The organism is Streptomyces sp. Y309 (assembly GCF_056712025.1).
The window spans coordinates 3,476,145-3,497,935 of sequence record NZ_CM160048.1; the positions used below are offsets into that span (position 1 = coordinate 3,476,145).

At 68.5% G+C, this 21,791-nt stretch carries 24 protein-coding genes; 5 read left to right on the forward strand and 19 right to left on the reverse strand.

Annotation, left to right across the window (positions count from 1 at the left end; translation table 11 throughout):
• Nucleotides 1-197: 197 nt before the first annotated feature.
• Both AC0KTA_RS13355 and AC0KTA_RS13360 read right to left on the reverse strand, forming a co-directional pair.
• The gene (locus AC0KTA_RS13355; RefSeq protein WP_481055342.1) at nt 198-581 is read right to left on the reverse strand and encodes a hypothetical protein; all 384 of its coding nucleotides are present in this window, start codon (nt 579-581) and stop codon (nt 198-200) included.
• A 120-nt stretch (nt 582-701) separates the two neighbouring features.
• Nucleotides 702-1,247, reverse strand: a complete 546-nt coding sequence (locus AC0KTA_RS13360; RefSeq protein ID WP_481055343.1) for an ATP-binding protein — start codon at nt 1,245-1,247, stop codon at nt 702-704.
• 256 nt (nt 1,248-1,503) lie between these two features.
• Between AC0KTA_RS13360 and AC0KTA_RS13365 the strand changes: the two genes are divergently transcribed.
• The 3 genes from AC0KTA_RS13365 (at nt 1,504) to AC0KTA_RS13375 (ending at nt 3,535) form a co-directional block, all read left to right on the forward strand.
• Entirely contained in the window at nt 1,504-2,361 is an 858-nt protein-coding gene (locus AC0KTA_RS13365) for a helix-turn-helix domain-containing protein (protein WP_481055344.1), read from the forward strand.
• 11 nt (nt 2,362-2,372) lie between these two features.
• Entirely contained in the window at nt 2,373-2,564 is a 192-nt protein-coding gene (locus AC0KTA_RS13370; protein WP_481055345.1) for a hypothetical protein, read from the forward strand.
• A 170-nt stretch (nt 2,565-2,734) separates the two neighbouring features.
• On the forward strand, nt 2,735-3,535 hold the full coding sequence (locus AC0KTA_RS13375) for an SAM-dependent methyltransferase (protein WP_481055346.1): 801 nt from the start codon (nt 2,735-2,737) through the stop codon (nt 3,533-3,535).
• 28 nt (nt 3,536-3,563) lie between these two features.
• On the opposite strand, the gene AC0KTA_RS13380 is transcribed toward AC0KTA_RS13375, so the two are convergent.
• The 14 genes from AC0KTA_RS13380 to AC0KTA_RS13445 all read right to left on the reverse strand — a co-directional run bounded on the left by AC0KTA_RS13380 (nt 3,564) and on the right by AC0KTA_RS13445 (nt 15,275).
• Complete coding sequence (locus tag AC0KTA_RS13380; RefSeq protein WP_481055347.1) at nt 3,564-4,010, reverse strand: hypothetical protein; 447 nt, start codon at nt 4,008-4,010, stop codon at nt 3,564-3,566.
• A gap of 324 nt (nt 4,011-4,334) precedes the next feature.
• Complete coding sequence (locus AC0KTA_RS13385; RefSeq protein WP_481055348.1) at nt 4,335-4,988, reverse strand: OmpA family protein; 654 nt, start codon at nt 4,986-4,988, stop codon at nt 4,335-4,337.
• Between the two features lie 2 nt (nt 4,989-4,990).
• The gene (locus AC0KTA_RS13390; protein WP_481055349.1) at nt 4,991-5,587 is read right to left on the reverse strand and encodes a hypothetical protein; all 597 of its coding nucleotides are present in this window, start codon (nt 5,585-5,587) and stop codon (nt 4,991-4,993) included.
• Nucleotides 5,588-5,619: 32 nt separating this feature from the next.
• The gene (locus AC0KTA_RS13395; RefSeq protein ID WP_481056410.1) at nt 5,620-6,240 is read right to left on the reverse strand and encodes a pilus assembly protein TadG-related protein; all 621 of its coding nucleotides are present in this window, start codon (nt 6,238-6,240) and stop codon (nt 5,620-5,622) included.
• Nucleotides 6,237-6,464, reverse strand: coding sequence for a hypothetical protein (locus AC0KTA_RS13400; RefSeq protein ID WP_481056745.1), 228 nt, complete (start codon nt 6,462-6,464; stop codon nt 6,237-6,239). The genes AC0KTA_RS13395 and AC0KTA_RS13400 overlap by 4 nt, the downstream gene beginning before the upstream one ends.
• A gap of 280 nt (nt 6,465-6,744) precedes the next feature.
• Nucleotides 6,745-7,635 carry a DUF5936 domain-containing protein gene (locus tag AC0KTA_RS13405; RefSeq protein ID WP_481055350.1) on the reverse strand — a complete coding sequence of 297 codons (891 nt, stop codon included), beginning with the start codon at nt 7,633-7,635 and terminating at the stop codon, nt 6,745-6,747.
• A 4-nt stretch (nt 7,636-7,639) separates the two neighbouring features.
• Nucleotides 7,640-8,587, reverse strand: coding sequence for a type II secretion system F family protein (locus AC0KTA_RS13410; RefSeq protein ID WP_481055351.1), 948 nt, complete (start codon nt 8,585-8,587; stop codon nt 7,640-7,642).
• Nucleotides 8,587-9,927: a TadA family conjugal transfer-associated ATPase gene (locus tag AC0KTA_RS13415; protein ID WP_481055352.1), complete on the reverse strand. Its 1,341-nt coding sequence runs from the start codon at nt 9,925-9,927 to the stop codon at nt 8,587-8,589. Before AC0KTA_RS13415 ends, AC0KTA_RS13410 begins: the two co-directional genes overlap by 1 nt.
• A gap of 4 nt (nt 9,928-9,931) precedes the next feature.
• Nucleotides 9,932-10,267, reverse strand: a complete 336-nt coding sequence (locus tag AC0KTA_RS13420; protein ID WP_481055353.1) for a TadE/TadG family type IV pilus assembly protein — start codon at nt 10,265-10,267, stop codon at nt 9,932-9,934.
• Nucleotides 10,268-10,338: 71 nt separating this feature from the next.
• Nucleotides 10,339-11,967: a CpaE/TadZ family protein gene (locus AC0KTA_RS13425; protein ID WP_481055354.1), complete on the reverse strand. Its 1,629-nt coding sequence runs from the start codon at nt 11,965-11,967 to the stop codon at nt 10,339-10,341.
• Between the two features lie 49 nt (nt 11,968-12,016).
• Nucleotides 12,017-12,727 (reverse strand): Flp pilus assembly protein CpaB, encoded by a 711-nt coding sequence (cpaB, locus tag AC0KTA_RS13430; protein WP_481055355.1) that lies wholly within the window; start codon nt 12,725-12,727, stop codon nt 12,017-12,019.
• Between the two features lie 115 nt (nt 12,728-12,842).
• Nucleotides 12,843-13,808, reverse strand: a complete 966-nt coding sequence (locus tag AC0KTA_RS13435) for a hypothetical protein (RefSeq protein ID WP_481055356.1) — start codon at nt 13,806-13,808, stop codon at nt 12,843-12,845.
• A 239-nt stretch (nt 13,809-14,047) separates the two neighbouring features.
• Entirely contained in the window at nt 14,048-14,698 is a 651-nt protein-coding gene (locus tag AC0KTA_RS13440) for a DUF4304 domain-containing protein (protein WP_481055357.1), read from the reverse strand.
• Complete coding sequence (locus tag AC0KTA_RS13445; RefSeq protein ID WP_481055358.1) at nt 14,634-15,275, reverse strand: hypothetical protein; 642 nt, start codon at nt 15,273-15,275, stop codon at nt 14,634-14,636. The genes AC0KTA_RS13440 and AC0KTA_RS13445 overlap by 65 nt, the downstream gene beginning before the upstream one ends.
• Before the next feature lie 463 nt (nt 15,276-15,738).
• Here AC0KTA_RS13445 and AC0KTA_RS13450 point away from each other — a divergent pair, with 463 nt between their 5' ends.
• Nucleotides 15,739-16,770: a chitinase gene (locus tag AC0KTA_RS13450; RefSeq protein WP_481055359.1), complete on the forward strand. Its 1,032-nt coding sequence runs from the start codon at nt 15,739-15,741 to the stop codon at nt 16,768-16,770.
• Nucleotides 16,771-16,828: 58 nt separating this feature from the next.
• Here AC0KTA_RS13450 and AC0KTA_RS13455 read toward each other — a convergent pair whose 3' ends face one another.
• The gene (locus AC0KTA_RS13455; RefSeq protein WP_481055360.1) at nt 16,829-18,160 is read right to left on the reverse strand and encodes an Nramp family divalent metal transporter; all 1,332 of its coding nucleotides are present in this window, start codon (nt 18,158-18,160) and stop codon (nt 16,829-16,831) included.
• A 212-nt stretch (nt 18,161-18,372) separates the two neighbouring features.
• Here AC0KTA_RS13455 and AC0KTA_RS13460 point away from each other — a divergent pair, with 212 nt between their 5' ends.
• Nucleotides 18,373-19,731, forward strand: a complete 1,359-nt coding sequence (locus tag AC0KTA_RS13460) for a M14 family metallopeptidase (protein ID WP_481055361.1) — start codon at nt 18,373-18,375, stop codon at nt 19,729-19,731.
• Nucleotides 19,732-20,713: 982 nt separating this feature from the next.
• Here AC0KTA_RS13460 and AC0KTA_RS13465 read toward each other — a convergent pair.
• Together AC0KTA_RS13465 and AC0KTA_RS13470 are read right to left on the reverse strand one after the other, a co-directional pair.
• Nucleotides 20,714-20,899: a DUF397 domain-containing protein gene (locus tag AC0KTA_RS13465; protein WP_481055362.1), complete on the reverse strand. Its 186-nt coding sequence runs from the start codon at nt 20,897-20,899 to the stop codon at nt 20,714-20,716.
• An 11-nt stretch (nt 20,900-20,910) separates the two neighbouring features.
• Nucleotides 20,911-21,762 (reverse strand): helix-turn-helix domain-containing protein, encoded by an 852-nt coding sequence (locus AC0KTA_RS13470; RefSeq protein WP_481055363.1) that lies wholly within the window; start codon nt 21,760-21,762, stop codon nt 20,911-20,913.
• Nucleotides 21,763-21,791: the final 29 nt, after the last annotated feature.

Sequence of the window (21,791 nt, forward strand, 5' to 3'; positions counted from 1 at the left end):
GTGGACTCGGCATCACGGCACACAGGACTTCAAAGGAAGTACCGTTCACGCCGACCACGGCATCTCGACTGCGACCGAAACTGTGCGATCAAGACGACCAGGCCCACAGCCGACAGCCGGCCCCGACTGACTTCATGGCTTGGGGCAGCTACTTCAGCTTGCACGAGCTACGCAAGAGGGCTCACTCTCCGCCCTAGTCACCAACGCGCATCTACGTAGTCCGAGATCTCAAGAAGCCTCGAGCGCTCCACCTGCGGCATGCAGCATTCGAAGTTCCGAGCATGGGCGAGGAAGGCGTTGGGGAGCTGCACACGGTAGGTCCGCACGTAGAACCACAGATCACCGCGCCACAGCCAGTCGCCGTCCGTGTAAATATCCTCCCCGCCCGCAATGTCTCCACCCGGGGTGAGGACGTCGTCGGCACTCCCCATCACGGCCAAGAGCTTGCACCCCGCCCGCAGATAGGCCTTGATCTCTTCTTCGTCCGCATACGCGTCGGACCCCAGAAAGCTCCGTATGCTCCCACGAGGAGTCCCGAACTTCGGCGACCAGAGTTCCCTGAAATGATCTACGATGCGCATCGCGTTACCTATTCCGCTTCACTTCCGGATGCTTTCCCTGCATAACCCAACCTGGCTATGCAACTTGGAGCTTCACCGGATGACGGCCGTCGCTCCCCCTTCCAGGCTAAGCAGCAACGATCACGTGGAGGCTCCGGGCAGCCGAGCCGCTGTAGAAGCCACGCCGTACGCCCGCGCCCCCTCCCTCGGCAGCACAGCCCACATCCTCGTCCCTCCGCCCGGCTGCCGCGCCTCGTCGAACCCCCAGTCCCCCACGCATGCGCGCACCACGCACGCCATCAGGTTCAGGGACGCGCGGCGCCGCTCGTCGCAGATCGCGGCCAGCCGGGGGTTCGTGTGGCGCGGGTGGCCGTCGTGGAGGATTACGCGAAGGGCTCCGGCCCGGTAGCGAAGGCACACGTACACCTCGTCCTCGGGCGTGAACCTGCATGCGCAGGCGGCCAGTTCGGCCACGACTTGTACCGCGGCATCCGTCACGTCCTGCAGGCCGTGGGCCCTCAGGACGAGCCCCGTCATGCGGCGGGCGACCGCGGGGCTCGTGGGGGACGCGGGGAGTGTGAGGCTGTACGCGAGGTCGTCGGGGGTCGGGGCGAGGCCCACCCCCGGGACAGATAGGTCGTCGTCGACCATGCGGTCGGGGCAGGCGGTCGCTACGGCCAAGGGCATGGCCAACCTCCGGTGGGGTGCGGATGCGGGGCGGCGCCGTCGGTGGCCTGTCTCCCTGGCGCGGGCCCGCCCACCTCCCAGGGCAGGAGGGGTCGTCTTGCTCTCGGGCAGGCTCGCGCGATGCGCTTCCGACTGCGTCGTGCAGTAAGCGTTGCGTTACTCACTGTAGAGCATACGGAGTACGTGTACTACCTTCTCTCGGAGTCCGAGTGACACGGGCAAACTGATCTCGTTGCAGGCCGGGTAGGAGGGGCGTATGCCGCCGAGGAGTTCACCAACTGAGCGTCAGCGGCGTCTCGGTGCGGAGTTGCGCAAGATGCGGACTGCCGCCGGGATGACGACCGAGCACGCCGCGGGGCTGCTCGGTGTACCGAGGACGAACCTGCCCAACATGGAGTCCGGCCGCTCCGGCATCAGCCCGGACCGCGTGCGGACGCTCGCGTGCAACTACGGCTGTGTCGACGAGGCGCTCGTCGACGCGCTGGCCGCGATGGCCGCCGAGCGCGGCAAGGGCTGGTGGGAGGCGTACCGCGACGCGGGGCAACTGCCCCCGAGCTTCCTGGACATCGCCGAGATGGAGTGGCACGCGCGGCGGCTGCGCATCGCGGTGACCGTGCACCTGCCGGGTCTGCTCCAGACCGAGGAGCGGGCACGAGCCGTGTTCGAGGCGGTTATCCCCCGGCTGCCCGCCGCCGACGTGGACGTACGCGTCGCTCATCGCATGGACCGGCAGCAGGTGCTGACCAGGCCCGAGCCTCCGGCCCTCGACGTGATCGTGCACGAGGCCGCGCTGCGCATGGAGTTCGGCGGACCGGCCGTCGCGCGGCGGCAGTTGGAGCACATCCTGCATGTGTCCGAGTGGCCGGACACGGAGGTGCGGGTCATCCCCTTCAAAGCGGGCGGATTTCCGGGTGCCGGACAATCCGTCGTGTACGTGGAGTCGGCCGTCACTCAGCTCGACACCGTGGAGCTGGACAGCACGCACGGGCCTGAGTTCATCGACTCCGAGTTGCAGCTCCGCAAGTACCGGGCCCAGCTCGACGCGGCGGCGGCCGTGGCGCTCACCCCGGGCGCGTCCCGCGAGTTCATCCGCAGCCTCGCCCACGACCTCTAGGAGAAGCCTCGATGCCCACCATCAACTGGGAAGACCCCTTCTGCGGTGAGGGGGCCAACTGCTTCCGCATAGGCACCGACCCCGAAGGCAACGCTTACATAACCGTCGCCGGCGCAGAGCACACGTACCTCACCGACAGCCGTGACGCGCTCCGCGCCCTCATCCAGGACATCAAGGCCGGCAAGGCCGACCACCTGCTCTGAGGCGTCCGCGTCCCAAGTGGCCTCACCAGCCCCAGCAATCACTGGGATCCGGCCCGTCTGGAACCGTAGTCTCGCGACTACGCATCTGTGCGTGCGCAGGAACATCTGTGCCTGCGCAGGAAGCAGATGCTTCTGCCGGTGACCGCCAACAGCCTCTGAGGAGTCCATCCATGGGTGAGCCCATAGCCGACCACGCCACGCAGCCGCAGCCGCCGACCGCTGACGGAGACGTGAGCAGCGCCCGGTTCTGGAACGCGGCCCAGGGTGGCAAGGACAACTACGAGCGGGACCGCCAGGCCGTGGAGGCGGTCGAGAAGATCGCGCCCGGCATCACCGCGGACGCTCGCTCGGCCCGCCAGTTCCTGCGCCGGACCGTCCGCTGGGCGGCAGCCGAAGCCGGAGTCACCCAGTACCTGGACCTCGGCGCCGGCCTCCCGCTGGAGCCCGACATCCACCACATCGTCGGTCGGCACCAGCCTGACGCCCGCGTGCTGTACGTCGACAACGACCCCGTCGTCCTGGCCCACCAGGGCGCCTACCAGGACCCGCCCCTGAGCACCTACATCGACGCCGACATGCGCGACACCGACGTCATCCTGAACCACGTCGTCGACCACTTCGACCTCGCCAAGCCCGTGATGCTGACCTTCAGCAGCGTCCTGGGCCACTTCTCGGACACAGAGGCCCACGAGACCATCGGACGCCTCCTCGCCCCCCTCGCCCCCGGCAGCTGCCTCATGCTCAGCCACGACATCCCCACGCCCACCATCATCGCCGCGTGCGAGGTCTACTCCGCCGCGCCAGGAGCCCTGCCCTACCAGCCCCGCACCATCGAGCAGTTGCTGCGGTTCTTCGACGGCATGGACCTCGTCGCCCCCGGCCTCGTCCCGCTCTTCGAGTGGCATCCGGACGACGCGACGGAGATCACCGAGGTGATGGGCTACGGCGGTGTCGGACGCATCCCAGCCTGAGTTGCGCCGACCACCTTCTCCAGTACCGCTACCGCATCCGCTTGAGGTAGAGCCGCTGGCCGTACTTCCTGCCCAGCCAGATCGCCCTGCCGGGGTCCGTGCTCTCCATGACCGGGTTGTCGAAGCGGATAGCGCCCTCCGACGGATGGGGGTTCACCCAGACCTGGGCGCGCTCAAGCATCCAGTTGTCCTTGTCGTCCACGCCCTCGAACCGGATGTAGACCGGGAAGTCGTCCAGGTCCTCCGTACGCAGCGGCGGGTCCTTGCGGGGGTCGTTCCGGCCCGGGTCGGCCACGTTCGGCGTATCGCCGCCGAGCTCGAACTTGTCCGACTTGTTGCGCTCGAAGTCGTCCCTGCCGGTGGCGTCGAGCAGGAATTCACGGCCGGCGATTCCCAGATACACCCAGCCGTGTGTGCTTGCCTCGGCGTGATCCCCCGTCTGCACACTGACGTCGATCCTTTTGATTTCCGGCATGACTTCCCCTCCTGAGATCGAACGGCGGCACTGAGCACCACGTGCCCCGCCGATACTGGGGGCGAGCCGGGACGCGTACAAGCAAGCGTTCAGGCCAGGTCAGGGGCGGGCGCGGCCAGCCGTCTCATCCGGCCACCCCGGCAGGTGGATTCCTTGCCACCTTTTCCGGTCGCCGAGGCAATCCGCCGGTTTGCCGTGTTGCCGTGCACCGCATTCGCGCGGGCTTTGGACTGCTTCACGCCATGCGCGTACATACGAAGACTGTCCGTAAAGCCGAGCACCCAGGAGGGAGTTACGTCGAAGCCGTCGCGGGCGGCAGCGGCCTCAGCGGCCGCCTTCCGCCGAGGGGGCGCCGGCGGCGCCACGCGGGAACGACACCTCAACCCGGCGGTTCTTCTTGCGGCCCTCCTCCGAGCCGTTGTCGGCGATCGGATAGTCCTCGCTGTAACCACGCACGGCGTACGTAACCTGCGGGCCCAGGTGGTTCGCCAGTTCGTCGTGGACGGCCTCGGCGCGGTCCTTCGACAGCTTCTTGCCGTGGGCGTACGTACCCAGGTTGTCCGTGAAGCCGAAGACGCGTACGTCCGTCGCCTTCTGGGTCTTCGCCTCGTCGGCGATCGCCCTGATGCGGGCGCTGGCTTCCGGGTTCAGCTTGGCGCTGTCCTTCGGGAAGAGGACCTCCGCCTGGAGCGCGAACTTCACGTCCGTGTTGGTGTCCTCGCGGCGCTCCTCGCCGCCCATGTCCTCGACGACGGATTTGATGTCGAGGACCTTGGCGGGCGCGAGCGTGGCCCCGTCGGCCAGCTTCAGGCCGGGGCTGTTGGAGTCGACCTCGGGGGGTGGGGAGGTGGTCGACGTGCTGCCTGGGGGTGCGCTGGGGTCTTCGTCGTCTGCCCAGGCCGTGGAGGTGGGAGCCAGGAGGAGGAGCGCGGTAAGGGTGGTGGCTGTGGCGGTGGCGAGGGATCGGGAGCGGGTCATGGTTACTCGCCCTCGGAGATTTCGATCGTGGCCGGCGGCATCGGCCCTACTTGGAACGTGACCTCGTTGGTGTCTTCTGGCGGTGCGGGGAATTGCGCAAACCAACTCGCGCTCTCCCCCGACCTGAGACGGCTGAATTTGGTGCACAGGCACCGACCGGCAGTGTCACGCAGAACCAGATACCGCTTCTTGCCCTTACCGTCCACCAGACTCGCGCCCGACAACGAGCCGCCGTTCGGGGCCAGTTCGCGCTCGTCGCTCTGCCAGTCCGCGCCCAGCCAGGAACGGCTTCCATCGTTTCGTACAGTGCCGGAAACCGTGACGAATCCACCCTGATCGCGAGCCGCTGACGTTATGGCCACCGAAATGTCTCCGGCCTTCGACTCGGCCAGCACCTCGTCTGCGGGTTCTTTGGATTCGTTCTGCTTCCCGCTGCCGCTGTCACCTGCGTCGGACGCGGACGAAGACGAGTCCCCCTTGGGCTTGTCGTCACTGCCGTCATCGCCGCCACCGCAGCCGACCACCGTGAGGACCAGCCCAGTCGTGATCGCCACCGCGGTCATTGCCCTGCGGGTCTTCATAGTGCGCCGAAGCTTCATCTCAACGGCTTCCTTTTCTGTGTGGTCGCTTGTCAGTCGGCCAGGTGTACGGAGAACAGATCGGCCGCGTCGGGGAGGTCGCCCAGTTCGAAGTCGTCCGGGTCTATCTCGATGGCTTCGTCATTACCGTCGCACGTGAACTCCACGGCTTTCTCCGGATCGGCAGACTCGGCCAGCTCGCAACGGGGCTTGATGACAGCGGTCGCCTCGGCCTTGGCGTGCTTCGTCTCCGTACCCGGGATGATCGAGTCACCCACGGTGTAATTGGTGGTGACCTCCGCCCAGTAGCCCGGATAGCCGCTCACCTCGGCAGGCTCGAAGCCGGTGACCCCGGAGTCGTTCTCGGCGGCCAACGCTTCGGCCGCCGCCTCTGCCCCACTGTTCGGCGTCACTGCGTCACCAACGAGCCAGTCGAGCCACTCATCGCCTTCTCCGGCGGCGATCGCCTCACCCAGACCCTCGATCAAGTCGTCACGGGACTCCTGTGCAGCGGCCAACGCGGCAGCGTCTGCCGCCGTTTGCGCACCATTCCGCGCGGAAGCCGCCTGGGCGAAGGCGAAGAACGCGAGGGCAGCGAAGAGCAGGATGCCCGTCACCCAGATGTAGATGGGGAGCGTCGACCCCCGGTCCCTGTGCGGGCCGCCGGGCGTCAGCCGCCGATGACCCGGTCGACGGCGTCCCCGATTGCACCGGAGATCAGACCGTCGAGGCCGAGCTGGTCGATCAGGGTGAAGATCCCCGCAATCAGAATCATCAACCCCGCATACTCCACGAACCCCGCCCCCCGATCCCGCTCGCTCCCCCGCATCCCCCGAACCCGGGAAGCCACCGTCAGCGTCCACGTCACCCACGCTCCCAGCACGCGATCCTTCAGCATGACGGACGACCTTTCTCTCCCACCCGAAACCGACTACTTGACCCATCTGAACCAACTGCCTGCACTGGCCGATCTGGTCGATCCGGCCGGTCCAGCCGGTTCGGCCGACCACGCGCACGCGCGCACCGTACGACACAACAACTGCCCCAACAGGGCCTTCGCGCAACCGGCTTGCGTCCGTGCACGCAGGTTGGCCTATTCGCCGCGGTGCGGTGCGCCGCCGCACGAACCCCTTCGTCGCGCTCCTCGTAAGTTGCTTCAGCGAAGACATTGACGACCGTCACCGCCCCAGAATCGAACCGAAGTCGGACCCCGACCCGAGGAACATCCCCGAAGCGATCAGGATCATCGTGGCCGGAAGCATGAAGACAAGCGTCACCATCGTCGCCTTGGGGATGGTCTTCGCGGCGCGGCGGCGGGAATTCTGGGCGTCCGTACGGCGCATGTCGGTCGCGAGTTGGATCAGAGTGTCCGCGATCGGGGAGCCGAGTTCCTCGCCCTGTTGGAGGGCGGAGACGAACTGGGCCACCTGCTCCGAAGAGTTGCGTTTGCGCAGTTCGTCGAAGGCCTGGCGGCGGCTCACGCCCATGTCCATCTGGCGGAGGGTGATGCGGAGTTCATCGGCCCAGGGACCCTCGTACTTCTCCGCGACGCGGTCGAGGGCTTGCCGGAAGCCGAGGCCCGCCGAGACCACGACGGCGAGGACGTCGAGGAAGTCGGGCAGGGTGCGGTCGATGACCTCGCGGCGTTCGCGGATGGCCTGCCAGATCAGGGCGTCCGCCGCCACCGCGCCGAAGACGAAGGTCATGGCCGCGAAGAGGGGTTGGTTGTTGGTGAGGAAGATCAGGCCCAGGACCACGCCGAAGATTCCGTACACCGCGCGGCGAGCGGCATAGCGGTCGATCGTGAGGCCTCCGGGGTTGCCCGCCATGTCGATGCGGCGGCGTTTGGCGGCCACGCGCTTCGGGCCCATGAGCCGCAGCACGAGTGGCGCGAAACGCATGCCCAGGCGGTCCACCGCCCCGCCCGCCGCGGAGACGCGTGACGCGCCGACCTCCAGGGCGACGGCCAGGTCGGCCGGGAGTTTCGCCTCCGCGCGGTACATGCGGATGCCCTGGGCGGCGCCGGCCACGGCCAGGCCCATCAGTGCGGCAAGCAGGAGAGCGATCACGTCGTCACACCTCGATCTTCCCGAGGCGCCTGATGACGAAGAAGCCCACCGCGTACAGGCCCAGCGAGATCAGGATCAGGGTCTGGCCGAGGGGGGAGCCCGTCACGCGCTCCAGGGCGCCCTCGTTCGAGGAGTTGATCAGCAGCAGAGAACCGAGCCCCAGGAGCGGGACCGTGAACGCCGTCGCGTGGACCTCCGACAGCATCGTGCGGACCTCGCGCCGCGTCTCCTTGCGGTCCTCCAGGGTCTGCGTGAGGTTCCTCAGCGAATTCACCACCGAGCCGCCCGCCTTGTTGGACAGGACCAACGTCGTTACGAGGACTATCAGTTCGCGGGAGGGGAGGCGTTGCGCCAGCTCCTCCAGGGTGTCGTCGATGGAGCGGCCCAGCGTCAATTGGTGGGCCACGTGGGAGAGTTCCTCGCCCGCGGGGGCCTCCAGTTCCTCGGCCGCCATGGCCAGGGAGGTGCGCAGAGCCAGGCCCGCCGCCGTCGCGTTGGCCAGGATGCGGGCCACGTCCGGAAGCTGGTTGATGAACGCCTCGATGCGCTTCTGGCGCTGCCAGTTGAGGAAGATGACGGCGCTCCACGCCGCCACGACTCCCGCGATGGGGCCGAAGAACGGGGCCAGGGATGCCGCCGCTATCAGCCAGAGGGCCGCGACCACCGCCATGACGTACGTGAAGAACTCACCGGGGGTCAGGTCCAGGCCCGTTGCCGAGAGGCGGAGCTGGAGTTCGCGGCCCAGGCGCGTGCGGCGCAGGCGGCGGTCGACGGCCGTGAAGCGGCGGGTCCGGCCGCCGCCCTCCAAAGCCGGCCGGGAGCCCTCGCCCGCCAGGCGGTCCTCGAGCGCCTGGCGCTGGGCGCGCCCGGACGCGTACGTCTGGAGCCCGGCGACGGCCAGCGTGCCGGTGAGGAGCGTGGCGCCGAGGGCCAGCAGCGTGGGGTTGTTCATCAGCCGATCGCTTCCCTGGTGTTCAGTACGTCGATGGCCTCGGCCACGCCGTACGCGGGCGGCACCGGCTCCCCCGCGACGTACAGCTTCTCCGCGACGGGGCGTGGCAGCGGCAGGTGCTCGAAGTAGCCGTGGACGATGCGGTCGGGGCCGACCGGGCGCGGTACGAAGCGGGTCACGGGCGCAATGCGGAACTGCTGGCGGCCGTGGCTGACCAGGAGCACGATCTCGGCGACCTTGCGGGAGCCGTCGGCGTGCCGGGCGAGCTGGACGACCACGTCCACGGCCGAGTTGATCTGGTCGCGCAGGGCCTCGAAGGGAACCTGGACCTCCGACATGGAGCCGAGGGTCTGGAGCCGGGTCAGGGCGTCCTCGGCCGTGTTCGCGTGGACGGTGGCGAGGGAGCCGTCGTGGCCCGTCGACATGGCCTGCAGCATGTCGAGGGTCTCGCCGCCGCGGACCTCGCCGACGATGATGCGGTCGGGGCGCATGCGCAGGGAGTTCCGTACGAGGTCGCGGATCGTTATCTGGCCCTTGCCCTCGACGTTGGGGGGCCGGGACTCGAGCCGGATCACGTGGTCCTGCTGGAGCTGGAGCTCCGCCGAGTCCTCGATGGTGATGATGCGTTCGTGGGCGGGGAGCAGGCCGGAGAGGGCGTTGAGGAGGGTCGTCTTTCCGGAGCCCGTGCCGCCGCTCACGATGATGTTGAAGCGGGCCCTGACGAACGCGGCGAGCAGCATCAGCATGTGCTCGTCGAGCGAGCCCAGGCCGATGAGCTCGGGCAGCGTGTACGCGCGCGGGAAGCGGCGGATGGTGAGGGTCGCGCCGGTGAGGGCCAGCGGCGGAATGATGACGTTGACGCGTTCGCCGGTGGGCAGGCGGGCGTCGACCATGGGGTTCGACTCGTCGACGCGGCGGTTCACGGTGGAGACGATGCGTTCGATCGTCTGCATGAGCTGGTCGTTCGACGCGAAGCGGAGGGGGAGCTGCTCCACCCGGCCCGCGCGCTCCACGAAGATCGAGTCGGGACCGTTGACCATGATCTCCGTGATGGAGGCGTCCGCGAGCAGCGGTTCGAGCACGCCGAGGCCGAGCGCCTCGTCGACGACGCGGCGGACCAGGTGGGCGCGCTCGGAGGAGGAGAGGACCGGGCCCTCACGGCTGATGATGTGGTTGAGGACGCGCTCCAGGCGGACGCGGCGGTCGGACGCCGTCAGGGACGACATCTCGGCCAGGTCGATCTCTTCGAGCAGCTTCACGCGGTACGTCGCCACGAGGCTGTCGTCGCGGTTGGGGGCGGCGGCGTCGGCGGGCGACGCGATGCGGGCTCGCAGGCTCATGCGGTCAGCCTCCTGCGTCGGGGTCGTCATTGGGCATCGTCGCGGACTTGGTGACGGTCCAGTCGGTGTCGACGAACGGGAGGAGGGTGGGGACCTGGACGGTGACGGTGGCGGTGGTCGTCTCGCCGCTTCCGTCGCCGACGCTTACGTCGGCGTCGAGACCGCTGTCCATCGCCGCGTGCCCCGCCGCCTCGCCGCCGCCCTCTCCCTGCGAGGCCACCCGGGCCGCCGCCCGTGCGCCGGAACCGGCCTGGTTCGCGGCGTAGCCGACCAGGCCTAGCTGGATCGCGGCGAGGCCGATGAGGAGGAGGATGGGGAGGAAACCGGCGAACTCCAGCATGGAGACGCCAGCGTCGTCGCAGCGGCGGCACCTTGCCTTACGGAGCCTCGCGGCTCGCCGCAACACACCCCTCACGGCGAGTCCTCCCCCTCACTCGCCGCCCCCGCCTTCGCGTCGACGGACCACCCCGTCTCCACTCCGGGGAAGAACAGCGGCACGTCCACCTTGACGGTGGCCTCCACCACGTCGCCCGCGGGCACGCAGGAGATCGTGGCGTCCTGCCAGGCCCCGGGAAGATGTTCCTTTCCGGCGGCCTCGCAGGCACCCTGCCCGTCGCCGTCCAAGGCGTACGCGGCCGTAGCCGCCCGAGCCGCCTCGTCCGCCGCGTTCCCGGCCAACGAATACGTGTATCCGTACAGCGCGCACTGCCACAGAATCCCGATGACGGTGAGCACCAGCGGGAACATCCCGGCGAATTCGAGGGTGACCGCGCCGCGGTCGCCCCGCTCGGACTTGCCGAGGCGCCGCGTCCCGCGGCCACCCTTGCGTCCGTGCCCCGCGGACTCCGTCTCCACCAGGCCCAGTTCACCCGCGAGCCCCCACAGCGCCTGCTTGACCGTCGACTTGCTGTCGAGGTCCTGGAGGCGGCCCGCGTCGACGGGGGCCTGGAGTTCCTTGGGGGCGTCCGGGACCGTGGCGCGGGCCGCCCGGGTGCCGGTGACGCGGGCGACGAGCGACGGCTGGATCTCCGTGCCCCGCGCGGCCCGGTTGACGACCGTCACCGTCTCCTCCGCCTTGCGGATCTGGAGCCGGTCCCACAGCCGCACCATGCGTTTGGCGGCGCGCACGGCCACCACGTCCGGGGTCACCAGGAGGACGGCCTGGTCGGCCATCTCTATGGCGGTGGCGGTGGCCGTCGTGACGTACGTACCGCAGTCGACGACCACGACGTCGTACCGCCCGCGCAGCGCGTTGACCGTCTGCCGGGCGACGCGGTCGGTGATCTCCTCGCCGCGCTCCCCGTCGGCGGGCGCGAGAAGCAGGCCGACGCCGGACTCGTGGGCGTACACGGCGTCCTGGACGACGCGCGGCGAGATGTCGCTGATCGAGGCGAGGTCGGCGACGGAGCGGCGGAACTGCACGTCCAGGTAGGAGGCGATGTCGCCGGACTGGAGGTCCAGGTCGAGCAGGGCGGCGCTGCGGCCGGACGCCTGCGCGGCGAGGGCGAGCTGGACGGCGGTGAGGGTGGTACCGACGCCGCCCTTGGCGCCGGTGACGGCCACGACCTGCCCGCCGCCGGGCACCGCGGCGCCCGGCCCGCCGCCGTACAGCTCCACCGCCGTGCTGCCCAGGTGCCGCCGCATCCCCGCCGACCAGGCCGAGGCCGCCTGCACCCGCTCGGCGAGGGCGTCGTAGGCGAGCGGGAAGGTGACGATGCCGCGGGCGCCGCTGTCCATCGCGGCGGTCAGCAGCGCGGGGCTGGTGTCGGCGGTGACGAGCACGACGCCCACCGCGGGGAACCGCAGCACCAGGTCGCGGATCAGGTCCAGGGCCGGCACGGGCGCGATGCGTTCGTGTACGAGGACGACCTCGGGCAGTTCGTCGAGGGACTCGGCGGCGAGGCGGGCCAGGGTGTCCAGGAGCGCGGTCGAGTCCCGGACGGGCGCCGCGGGTTCGGCGTCCGGGAGCTGGGCGGCGAGGGCGGTGAGGGCGCGCGCCGCGTCCATGTCGCCGACGGCGGGCAGGATTCGGGTGGTCACGCGCGGCCTCCCTCGGCCCGGGGAACGTACATGACTGGCCCCCTCGTCCTCACTTGTCTTCGTCCAAGGTGTACGTGCGGTCGCCGCGCGGCACCTCCGCCTCGCCCCCCTGCCCGACGAGGGCGAGCCGCACGTGCGAGGCGAACGACTCGGCGTACGCGACGCGTTGGGCGTCCTTGGTGTCAAGGGCGAACGTGATCGGCACCGCGTCGGCGGCGCGGCGCCGGGAACGGTCGTCGGGGTCGGCGTCGATCGACGTCAGCTTGCCGACGTCGATGACCTTCGCACCCTCCACGATGACCTTCGACTGGTCCGCGCCCTTTTCGTCCTCGGCCTTGAAGGTGGCGTAGATGTTGACGGTCGAGCCGGGCGTGATCTTTCCGGCGACACCCGTCGCCGCGTCGATCATGATCGCGATCTCCTGCTGCCCCGGCGCCAGTTGGGGCCGCTTCACGATCATGTCGGTCTGCAGCAGCGAGCCCTTGCGCAACTGCGTGACGGCGATCTTGCCGCGAATCTCCCGCAGATTGGTCACGGCGTTGTCCGACAGCCACCGCTCGGGCATCTCGACCTTCTTGAACTGGCCGGGTTCCAGTTCCTTGTAGGGCGCGACGTCCGTCTTGAGTTCGTACGCCTCGACCTCGGGCCCGACCTTGGAGTTCACGTCGCGGATCACCGAGAGCACGCCGGCGAACGCGCCGAGCGCGCACAGGACCGACAGGACCAGCAGGATGACACCGCGGCGCTGGCGTGAATTCATGGGCCGGACTACCTACCTCGTTCGATCGTGCAGCGAGTGCGTGTGGCTACGGACAGTGAGCGGGGTGGTGCGTGGGACATCGGATGCGCGGTACGTACGCAAGGAGGACGGTGGGCTATGTCGCGCCACGGGGCAAGGCGCGTACTGCTGGTTCGGCCGCCGTGCTCATCGGCTTCATCGGCGCGGCGCAGAAGGCGCAGCGGTCACCGATGAGTTCGAGACCGCACCAGTGGCAGTCCTCCCTCCGCACGGACGACACCAGTTGGTAGAGCACGGAGATGTCGGGGATGGCCGCGGCGAACTCGACGAGCTTGCCGGTGGCCCACCAGCGGGCCGACTCGGCCGGCAGCGGTACGTCCGCGGCGCCCTGCACGTTCCACGCGGGCGACAGCTCGCCGACCACCCAGTCGGCCGCCAGCTGCCCGCTCGCGTACAGCAGTTTCGTACTGAAACCCGGCCCTTGCGGAAGCGTCGCGTCGCCGCCGCCCACCTTGACCAGCTCGGGCCGCGGCGTCGCGAGCACCGCGAACTGGGCGCCCGGGACCCAGGACTTGGCGTGCGACCGGAGCGTGACGGGCACGCGGTCGAGCTTGGCGACGGAGCCGAGGAGCGCGCCCGCGTAGATGTAGTGGCTCAGCAGCCGGGCGGCGCAGGCGAGCACGCCCGGGCTGAAGTCGCAGATCGACAACTGCCGTAACTGGAGGGCGAGGACGGAGAGCCCGAGCGGCGGCAGGTCGCTGCGCACCAGCGCGATGCGATCGCTCTCGAGCACGGACCGGATGGCGTGCAGCCGGTGCCGTACGGAGTCCGGGGCGGAGGCCGGGCACAGCACGATCACGTACCCGTGGTACTCGATGAGCGTGTGCATCTCGGTGAGCGCGTCGTCCAGCGAGTGCGTCTTCGGGGACTGGACCGCGCTCTGCAGGACTGCGGCGGTCGGGGTGTGGCGGTCGGGCGAGGGCAGCACCAGCTCGGGGCTGGTGACGGCTATCGCGGTCGGCATCCGCACACCCCCGGTCCCGGTCCTCACGCCCACCTCGTCGCCCCGCTTGTCGTACTGGGCTTCCTGCCTGAGCACCATATCCAGGCAGGGGCCACCTCAACACCCAACTTCCCACTGTTCACCTATGGGTTGTCGGGATGCGTCCGCCCTCTCCAGGCGTGAGAGCTGTTGCCCCCTCCGTGACCCACGGCTGCGCCCCCTCCTCGCGAGTACGCCTCACGCTTGCCCGGCTCCGGCCCTGCCTGCCTGCCTGCCGCGAGCACCGACGGCTGCCATGGCCTGATCGCAATCCGGCCGCAGCTCAAGGCATGCACCACTCAGTCCGCAGGGCGATTCAGCAGGACGCGCATTTCCCGATGAATGAACACACGCCCCGAAGTCTGAGATTCGAGGGTTTCGCCAAGCGAATTCAGATCGGCAGCGCCCTCCAAGGTTCGCACCAGCGGGGCCACGATCTCCTCACCCAGAGCGGCAAGCAATTCCGCTTCCTCCATTCCCTCCGGGAGGTCCTCCTGCAAGAGGCGAAGGCCTTCGGAGGAGATCGCGTTCAACGCATCCACTCGGAATCGGACCATGCACTTCGATTCGGGCACCCAAGCAGCCTCGACCCGCTCCGCGGGCGTGAAGGCTACGTTCACGTACCACGACTCGTCCCACCTGGACCGTTGAACATTCACGACCGAGTAAAGGTCCGAAGCGATTCGATACCAATTGTCGCCTCGCCGCCTGAATCCGAGAGGCTCGACGGCCTCACCGATCGCCCTCACCAACACGGACTTATTCGTCACTCGAACCTCTGATAGATATCCAATGAAGGAGCCGAGCACCGGGTCGTACTCCCGTGCGCCGACGTGCGTCAGCCCAGTCCCCTTGTCGACGAGCTTCCCCAGAAACCCCTTGTCGTCAGGCCAGTTGGGACTCTTCTCCCCACGCGGCGCCCCAAAGGGCGACGTGTACCGCTTGGTCACCGCATACTTCGTCGCGTCCAGAGCCACGCTCGACGTGCCGTGGGTGGTCGGCGGCCAGGAAGCTGAGCTTCGAGTCCGTCGTGCCGCCAGCAGCCGTGCGGACCGCGATCGTCTGGTCGTTGGTGGTGTAGTAACGCGTACCGGAGAGCTTCTTGGTTGTGCCCTTCGTCGTCAGGCGGACTTCCGTGGCGCCGAGGTAGAGGACCGTGTCCCCGTCCCCCTTGGCGCGGCGGACGGGGAGTTCCCCGTCGCGTCGTACAAGTAGCCCGTCTCCGACGTGCCTTCGAGGGTCTTCGCCAGCTTGCCCTCGGGGCTCCAGGTCAGGGTCTGCTGGGACTTCGGGCCGGGGCGCTTCGTCGTGTTGCCGGCCTTGTCGTATTCGTAGGTGGCCGCCCGCGCGCCCGTGGTGGCCCGCCTCGTTGTACGTGTACGACGTCCAGGACGGGGCCGCCCCGTCGATGCCGCGCATGTAGACGTTGACCGTTCTCAGCCGGTCGGCGCCCTTGTCACCGGTGTAATGCGTGACCTTCTCGTAGCCGCGCCAGACCGACCAGGTGCGCTCCTTGGCGGGCGTCATCGGGTCGTCGTTGTCGGGTCCAGTTCCCGAAGTCAATGTGAAGGGCAGTGCAATTTCTGGCGTGTCCCTGGAGCCCCAAGTGCCGTAGATCGGGCGGAACTTGAGGGTCCACTTCCCGGCAGCCTGGGAGGCGTCTGTAATGCGCCGTAAGCGTGAGAGGTGACCTTGAGCGCCAACACGCCATTCCCCCACGGGAGCCACATCCAGGTTTGAGGCCACGACACTTTGCCTGCGCGACGACTGCGGGGCCGCGCGTCCCCACGCGACCGCACAGAAATAGCCACCTCGGGAGCGCGGACGGTCACTCTTCGCGGTCGGATCACCACCCCGCCCCGCTCTGTTCAAACTCTTGACAACCTTATTGGTCTGGACCAGCTTGTACGACCAAGCAAGCAGCGGTGGCCACCGTTTCCTCCCGGCCCTCAGTGGGCCGCTCCCCCACACTCCCCCCACGGAGGCAGAAGTGGACCGCGCACACATACGTCCGCGCCGCAGGGTCGGTGTCCTCGCCGGGGCACTGGCCGCTCTCGGGCTCGCGCTGACCGGGCTGTTCACCGCCGGTGCGCCGACGGCGGGCGCCGACGCGCAGGGGCCCGCGCAGAGCCGGGCCGTGCCCAAGCACGCCCTCACCGGCTACTGGCAGAACTTCAACAACGGCGCGACCGTGCAGAAGTTGAGCCAGGTCCAGGACCAGTACGACATCATCGCCGTGGCCTTCGCGGACGCCACCGGCACGCCGGGACAGGTGACCTTCAACCTCGACTCGGCCGGGCTCGGCGGCTACACCGTCGACCAGTTCAAGGCCGACATCAAGGCGAAGAAGGCGGCGGGCAAGTCCGTCGTCATCTCGGTCGGCGGCGAGCGCGGCGCGGTGGCGGTCAACAGCTCGGCGGCCGCGAACAACTTCGCGAACTCCGTCTACTCCCTCATGCAGGAGTACGGCTTCGACGGCGTCGACATCGACCTGGAGAACGGCCTCAACTCCACCTATATGACGCAGGCCCTGAAGTCCCTGGGGCAGAAGGCCGGCCCCGGCTTCGTTCTGACGATGGCGCCGCAGACCATCGACATGCAGTCCACGAACAACGAGTACTTCAAGACCGCGCTGAACGTGAAGGACATCCTCACCGTCGTCAACATGCAGTACTACAACAGCGGTTCGATGCTCGGGTGCGACGGCAAGGTCTACAGCCAGGGGTCCGTGGACTTCCTGACCGCCCTCGCCTGCATCCAGCTGGAGGGCGGGCTCGCGCCGTCGCAGGTCGGCATCGGTACGCCGGCGTCGACGCGGGGCGCCGGGTCCGGGTACGTCGCGCCCTCCGTGGTGAACAACGCCCTCGACTGCCTGGCCAAGGGCACCAACTGCGGTTCGTTCAAGCCGTCGAAGACCTACCCGGGCATTCGCGGCGCCATGACCTGGTCCACCAACTGGGATGCTGCGAACGGCAACGCGTGGTCCAACGCCGTCGGGCCGCACGTCCACGGGCTTCCGTAAGCCCCCTTGTCCGGAAGCGCCGCCGCTCCCCCGGCGGCGCTTCCGTACGCCCCGCGCGTCAGAAGAAGCTCCCCCAGTCCTGGTCCGTGATCTGCTTGACGCACAGGATCAGGAACAGAAGCCCCGCGACCGCCAGCATGCCGTTGCTCAGCCAGCCGTTCCGCCACTCCGCCGGTGTGCGCGAGGAGTTGAGCAGCCAGATCAGTGTCAGGGCGAGGAAGGGCATGAAGGCCGCGCCGAGCACTCCGTAGATGATGATCAGGCGGAACGGCTGGCCCTCGAAGAGCAGGATCATGGGCGGGAACGTGAGCCACAGCAGGTACGCGCGGAACGGCACGGACTTCTCGCGGGCGCCGGAGGCCACCTCCTCGCCGGTGAGGGCCGTGCTGTCGGCGCCCGCCTTCGACTTCCGGTAGCGCTCCACGAAGTCCGCGAACATCAGGCTCACGCCGTGCCAGACGCCGATCAGAGACGTGAAGGACGTGGCCAGGAAGCCGATCAGGAACAGCTTGGAGGTGGCCGTTCCGTACTCCTTCTCCAGGATGTCGCCGAGCTGCACCAGGCCCTTGTCGCCGCCGGCGATCGCGATGTTCGCGGAGTGCAGCATCTCGGCGCCGACGAAGAGCATCGCCACGACGAACACGCCGGTCGTGATGTACGCGACGCGGTTGTCGAGGCGCATCACCTTCATCCAGCCCGTGTGCGTCCAGCCCTTGGCGTTGACCCAGTAGCCGTACGCGGCGAGCGTGATGGTGCCGCCGACGCCGCCGATCAGGCCGAGGGTGTTGAGGATCGAGTCCTTCTCGTCCGGTACGACGGGCAGCAGGCCCGCGAAGGCGTCACCGAGGTTCGGGGTGACGCGGATCGCCAGATAGACGGTGACCACGAACATGACGCCGACAAGCACCGTCATGACCTTCTCGAAGACGCTGTACTTGTTGAACCAGACGAAGGCCAGGCCGACGACGCCGGTGAGGATCGACCACCACTTGAGCTCCATGACGTCCGGGAACAGCGCCTGCAACGGCAGCCCCGACGACGACATCGCCGCGGCGCCGTACACGAAGCCCCAGATCACGACGTAGACCACGAAGAACCACGTCGTCCAGCGGCCGAGGCTCGACCAGCCGTCGAAGAGAGTGCGGCCCGTGGAGAGGTGCCAGCGCCCCGCCGCCTCCGCGAGGGAGATCTTCACGACGCAGCCGATGACGGCGGCCCACAGCAGCGTGTAGCCGAAGTTGCTGCCCGCGATGAGCGTGGCGACGAGGTCCCCCGCGCCGACGCCGGTCGCGGCGACGACGATGCCGGGACCGATGTACTTCCAACTGGACTTGCGGGGCGCGGACGCGACGTCCCCGGCTGCGGTGGGTCCACCCGTGGTTTCGGCCATGCGATCAAGAAAGCGCAAAGGCTGCTGGTGCACAAGGGGTACGCGAGGACGGCTCAGGTACACGGGGACGGCTCAAAGGGACCATTGACCCGAACATGCCACGCCGCGACCATGGGCCCGCACGGCCATGCCCACCCGGCACCCGTGCGCACGCGCCACCCGCACCTCATATGCGTCGCAATGCACCACCCCCCACCCCCACAGGAGCATTCATGCGACTTCGCATCCGCGGAAAGAGATCAGCGGCCCTCGCGGCCGTGCTCGCCCTCGCGGTCGCGGCGCCCATCAGCGCCACCGCGTCCGACACCTCGTCGCCCTCGGCCAAGAAGGCCGCGGACCGGGCAGCGGCCGCCACCGCGGCCGACGAGGACGTCCGCCAGTACTCCATACCGGGTCCCTCGACCCCCGCCGCGCGCACGGCGGTCGCCGCCACCGGCGTGTCCATCGACGAGGCCGGCGACCACGCGGTCGTCGTCACCGCGGACGCCGCCCAGGCCAAGAAGCTGCGCGCGCTCGGCTACACACTGAAGGCACTGCCCGCGCCGCCCGCCCGTACCGACGGCAAGCGCGCCGAGGTGCGGGACTTCCCGCCCGCCGACTCCCGCTACCACAACTACGCGGAGATGACCGCGGAGATCGACCAGCGGCTCCAGCAGTACCCGAGCCTCATGTCCAAGCGCGTGATCGGCAAGTCGTACCAGGGCCGCGACATCGTCGCCATCAAGATCAGCGACAACGTCGGCACGGACGAGAACGAGCCCGAGGTCCTCTTCACCCACCACCAGCACGCGCGCGAGCACCTGACGGTGGAGATGGCCCTGTACCTGCTGCGCGAACTCGGCGCGGGCTATTCCTCCGACGCCCGCATCAAGAAGATGCTCGACTCGCGCGAGATCTGGATCGTGCCCGACATGAACCCCGACGGCGGCGAGTACGACATCGCCACCGGCGCCTACCGGAGCTGGCGCAAGAACCGCCAGCCCAACTCCGGATCGGCCAACGTCGGCACCGACATGAACCGCAACTGGGCCTACAAGTGGGGCTGCTGCGGCGGCTCGTCCGGCTCCACGGGCTCCGAGACCTACCGCGGCCCGCGCGCCGAGTCGGCCCCCGAGGTCAAGGTCGTCGCGGACTTCGTACGCAGCCGGGTCGTCGGCGGCAAGCAGCAGATCAAGACCGCGATCGACTTCCACACGTACAGCGAACTGATCCTGTGGCCGTACGGCTACACCTACGCCGACACCGCCCCCGGCCTCACCCAGGACGACCGCGACGCCCACGCCGCCGTCGGCCAGAAGATGGCCGCGAGCAACGGCTACACCCCCGAGCAGGCCAGCGACCTCTACATCACCGACGGCTCCATCGACGACTGGCTCTGGGGCGACCAGAAGATCTTCAGCTACACCTTCGAGATGTACCCGCGCTCGGGTGGCGGCGGGTTCTACCCGCCCGACGAGGTCATCGAGCGTGAGACGTCCCGGAACCGGGACGCGGTGCTGCAGCTTCTGGAGAACTCGGACTGCATGTATCGGTCTATTGGGAAGGAGCAGCAGTACTGCTCGGGTAGTTGACGGCAATCGGTTTGGGGCACGGCGAGGGGCGTCCCGTTCGTACGGCAACTCTCGCCGTGTCAGTCCGTGGCGGGCGCCCTGTCACGCTGACACCGCGACGATGGTCCCCGGACAATGATCCGATGAGGCTCTTCGACAAACTGACCGGCACGAAACGCCCCAGCGGCAACATCAGGCCGCGTCCTGCCGAGGACGTCCGAGCCGCGCTGCTCGGCCTGAACAGGCCGGATATCCCGTGGGTCGTACGCGAGGGCGAACCCGATCGAACAGTCCTGGTCGCGGAGTGGCGGCTGATGGAGCCCGCATGGCGGGACTTCTTCGTCAGGCGCCAACTGAGCCTCAAGCTGCGGGTCACGATGCGCCTGGCAGCGGACAGCCACGAGGTCCGTGCCCTGGAGGAGCAGTGGAAGATCACCTGGGTCGGTAACCCGCCTATGCCCTCGGCGAGTGAGTACGGCCGAGGACCGTCACGGACGGTGTACCGGCAAGGGTCCATCGGCCGGGGAGGCGGCGGCCGCGTTCGATCCACGGGGACGACCCTGTACGACACTGCGGACTTCTCCCCCTGCCGCCGCCGGAGGGATCGCCCCGCCGATCAGTCCGGCGGCGCCAACGCCCCTACCGATCTGGGCTGTTGCGCGGCGCCCCCATTCCGCCGCCGTTGCCGTCGGCAGCGGTTCCTGGGGCTGAGGGCTGTTCCTCGTCCGGCGCTGCCGAGCCGGGTGCGGGCGATCCAGCGGGCGACGTGGGCGCGGACTGTTTGAGGTCCGGCAGGGGGTATTCGTCTGCCGGGCCCGGATCGCCGGGCTTCTGCAGGGCGACCCGGGGGCGCACGATGCCGTAGCCAATGGAGTCGTCCCCATGGGTCCATGCGAAGCTCTGTGTACGGCCGCCCGCACACCCACGACCGGCCCCTTTGAGACAAAGCCCGGCCCTTTCGCCGGTCGGTGTGGCTTGGGCTCAACGTGGCTGACCAGTTCCCCTACTTGAGAGAGCGCAGCAGCGCTGCGAAGGCAGCGTGCCGCGCGGTGAGTATCGCCCCGGTGGGGTCGGCGCTTTCGGTCAGATGGACCTCGTGGGGGGTCGTTCCGGTGCGGGTTTCGGCGACGTGTACGCAGGCGTCGCCCGACTGGCAATAGGACGACTTCTGCCATTCGTACGTGGGCATGATTGTTCCCTTCACAGTTCTTGGGCGATGGAGCGGATCAAGTCCCGTGACGCCTCTGGACTGAGAGCGGTGGCTTCCACGACGTCAAGGAGTCGGCGGTAGCTCTCCAAGTGGGCCTCGGAGTCGAGCAGTACAGGTCCGTGGAACTGGTCGAGCTGCACTGTGTCCAACTGCGGCACGGCACCCGTCAGGTAGTTGATGTTCTGGCCCGATCCGGGGAAGGCGCCGACGTCGAACGTCAGGACGCGGACGGAGATGTGCTCGCGTTCGCCCATCTCGATCAAGTGCTGCAACTGGGCGCGTGCCACCTTCCGGCCGCCGACCGTCATGCGCAGGGCCGCTTCGTGCATGACCGTCCGGTACGGGACCGGATCGTCCCGGTAGATGACGCCCTGCCGCTTGATGCGATGCGACACCCAGTGCTCGACCTCTGGTGGCGTCGGTTCCGGGATCGCATGACGGAAGATCTCTCGGGCATGGTCCGGTGTCTGCAACAGCCCTGCGATGTGGGAGGTGTAGGCGGTACGCACCGCCGCGGCGTGGTGCTCCAGTTCTGCCAAATACCGCAACCCGCACGGAAGCACCTCGCGATACGTCTCCCACCACCCGTGCGCCTTTTCCGTGGCCATGCCCACGAGGGCGTCGACGTACGGCTGATCCAGACACGAGTAGATGCGAGCCATGGCTCGGACGCGGTCCGCGCTCACGCCGAACCGGCCCGACTCGACGTTGCTGAGCTGGCCGGAGCTCGTACCCAGTTGCTGCGCCGCCTCCGATGCCGTTATCCCCGAGCGCTCGCGAAGCTTGCGCAGCTCAGTGGCGACGCGGATGCGTCGGGCTGTCGGCGATGGCCTCGCTGCCATTCAACTTCTCCTTGTACGGGGCCAGTTGG

Excerpts from the sequence above, each read along its gene's own strand:
- AC0KTA_RS13355 (WP_481055342.1), bottom strand. The coding sequence starts at position 581 with ATGCGCATCGTAGATCATTTCAGGGAACTCTGGTCGCCGAAGTTCGGG.
- AC0KTA_RS13360 (WP_481055343.1), bottom strand. The coding sequence starts at position 1,247 with ATGCCCTTGGCCGTAGCGACCGCCTGCCCCGACCGCATGGTCGACGAC.
- AC0KTA_RS13365 (WP_481055344.1), top strand. The coding sequence starts at position 1,504 with ATGCCGCCGAGGAGTTCACCAACTGAGCGTCAGCGGCGTCTCGGTGCG.
- AC0KTA_RS13370 (WP_481055345.1), top strand. The coding sequence starts at position 2,373 with ATGCCCACCATCAACTGGGAAGACCCCTTCTGCGGTGAGGGGGCCAAC.
- AC0KTA_RS13375 (WP_481055346.1), top strand. The coding sequence starts at position 2,735 with ATGGGTGAGCCCATAGCCGACCACGCCACGCAGCCGCAGCCGCCGACC.
- AC0KTA_RS13380 (WP_481055347.1), bottom strand. The coding sequence starts at position 4,010 with ATGCCGGAAATCAAAAGGATCGACGTCAGTGTGCAGACGGGGGATCAC.
- AC0KTA_RS13385 (WP_481055348.1), bottom strand. The coding sequence starts at position 4,988 with ATGACCCGCTCCCGATCCCTCGCCACCGCCACAGCCACCACCCTTACC.
- AC0KTA_RS13390 (WP_481055349.1), bottom strand. The coding sequence starts at position 5,587 with ATGAAGCTTCGGCGCACTATGAAGACCCGCAGGGCAATGACCGCGGTG.
- AC0KTA_RS13400 (WP_481056745.1), bottom strand. The coding sequence starts at position 6,464 with ATGCTGAAGGATCGCGTGCTGGGAGCGTGGGTGACGTGGACGCTGACG.
- AC0KTA_RS13410 (WP_481055351.1), bottom strand. The coding sequence starts at position 8,587 with ATGAACAACCCCACGCTGCTGGCCCTCGGCGCCACGCTCCTCACCGGC.
- AC0KTA_RS13415 (WP_481055352.1), bottom strand. The coding sequence starts at position 9,927 with ATGAGCCTGCGAGCCCGCATCGCGTCGCCCGCCGACGCCGCCGCCCCC.
- AC0KTA_RS13420 (WP_481055353.1), bottom strand. The coding sequence starts at position 10,267 with ATGCTGGAGTTCGCCGGTTTCCTCCCCATCCTCCTCCTCATCGGCCTC.
- cpaB (WP_481055355.1), bottom strand. The coding sequence starts at position 12,727 with ATGAATTCACGCCAGCGCCGCGGTGTCATCCTGCTGGTCCTGTCGGTC.
- AC0KTA_RS13435 (WP_481055356.1), bottom strand. The coding sequence starts at position 13,808 with ATGGTGCTCAGGCAGGAAGCCCAGTACGACAAGCGGGGCGACGAGGTG.
- AC0KTA_RS13445 (WP_481055358.1), bottom strand. The coding sequence starts at position 15,275 with ATGACGCCCGCCAAGGAGCGCACCTGGTCGGTCTGGCGCGGCTACGAG.
- AC0KTA_RS13455 (WP_481055360.1), bottom strand. The coding sequence starts at position 18,160 with ATGGCCGAAACCACGGGTGGACCCACCGCAGCCGGGGACGTCGCGTCC.
- AC0KTA_RS13460 (WP_481055361.1), top strand. The coding sequence starts at position 18,373 with ATGCGACTTCGCATCCGCGGAAAGAGATCAGCGGCCCTCGCGGCCGTG.
- AC0KTA_RS13465 (WP_481055362.1), bottom strand. The coding sequence starts at position 20,899 with ATGCCCACGTACGAATGGCAGAAGTCGTCCTATTGCCAGTCGGGCGAC.
- AC0KTA_RS13470 (WP_481055363.1), bottom strand. The coding sequence starts at position 21,762 with ATGGCAGCGAGGCCATCGCCGACAGCCCGACGCATCCGCGTCGCCACT.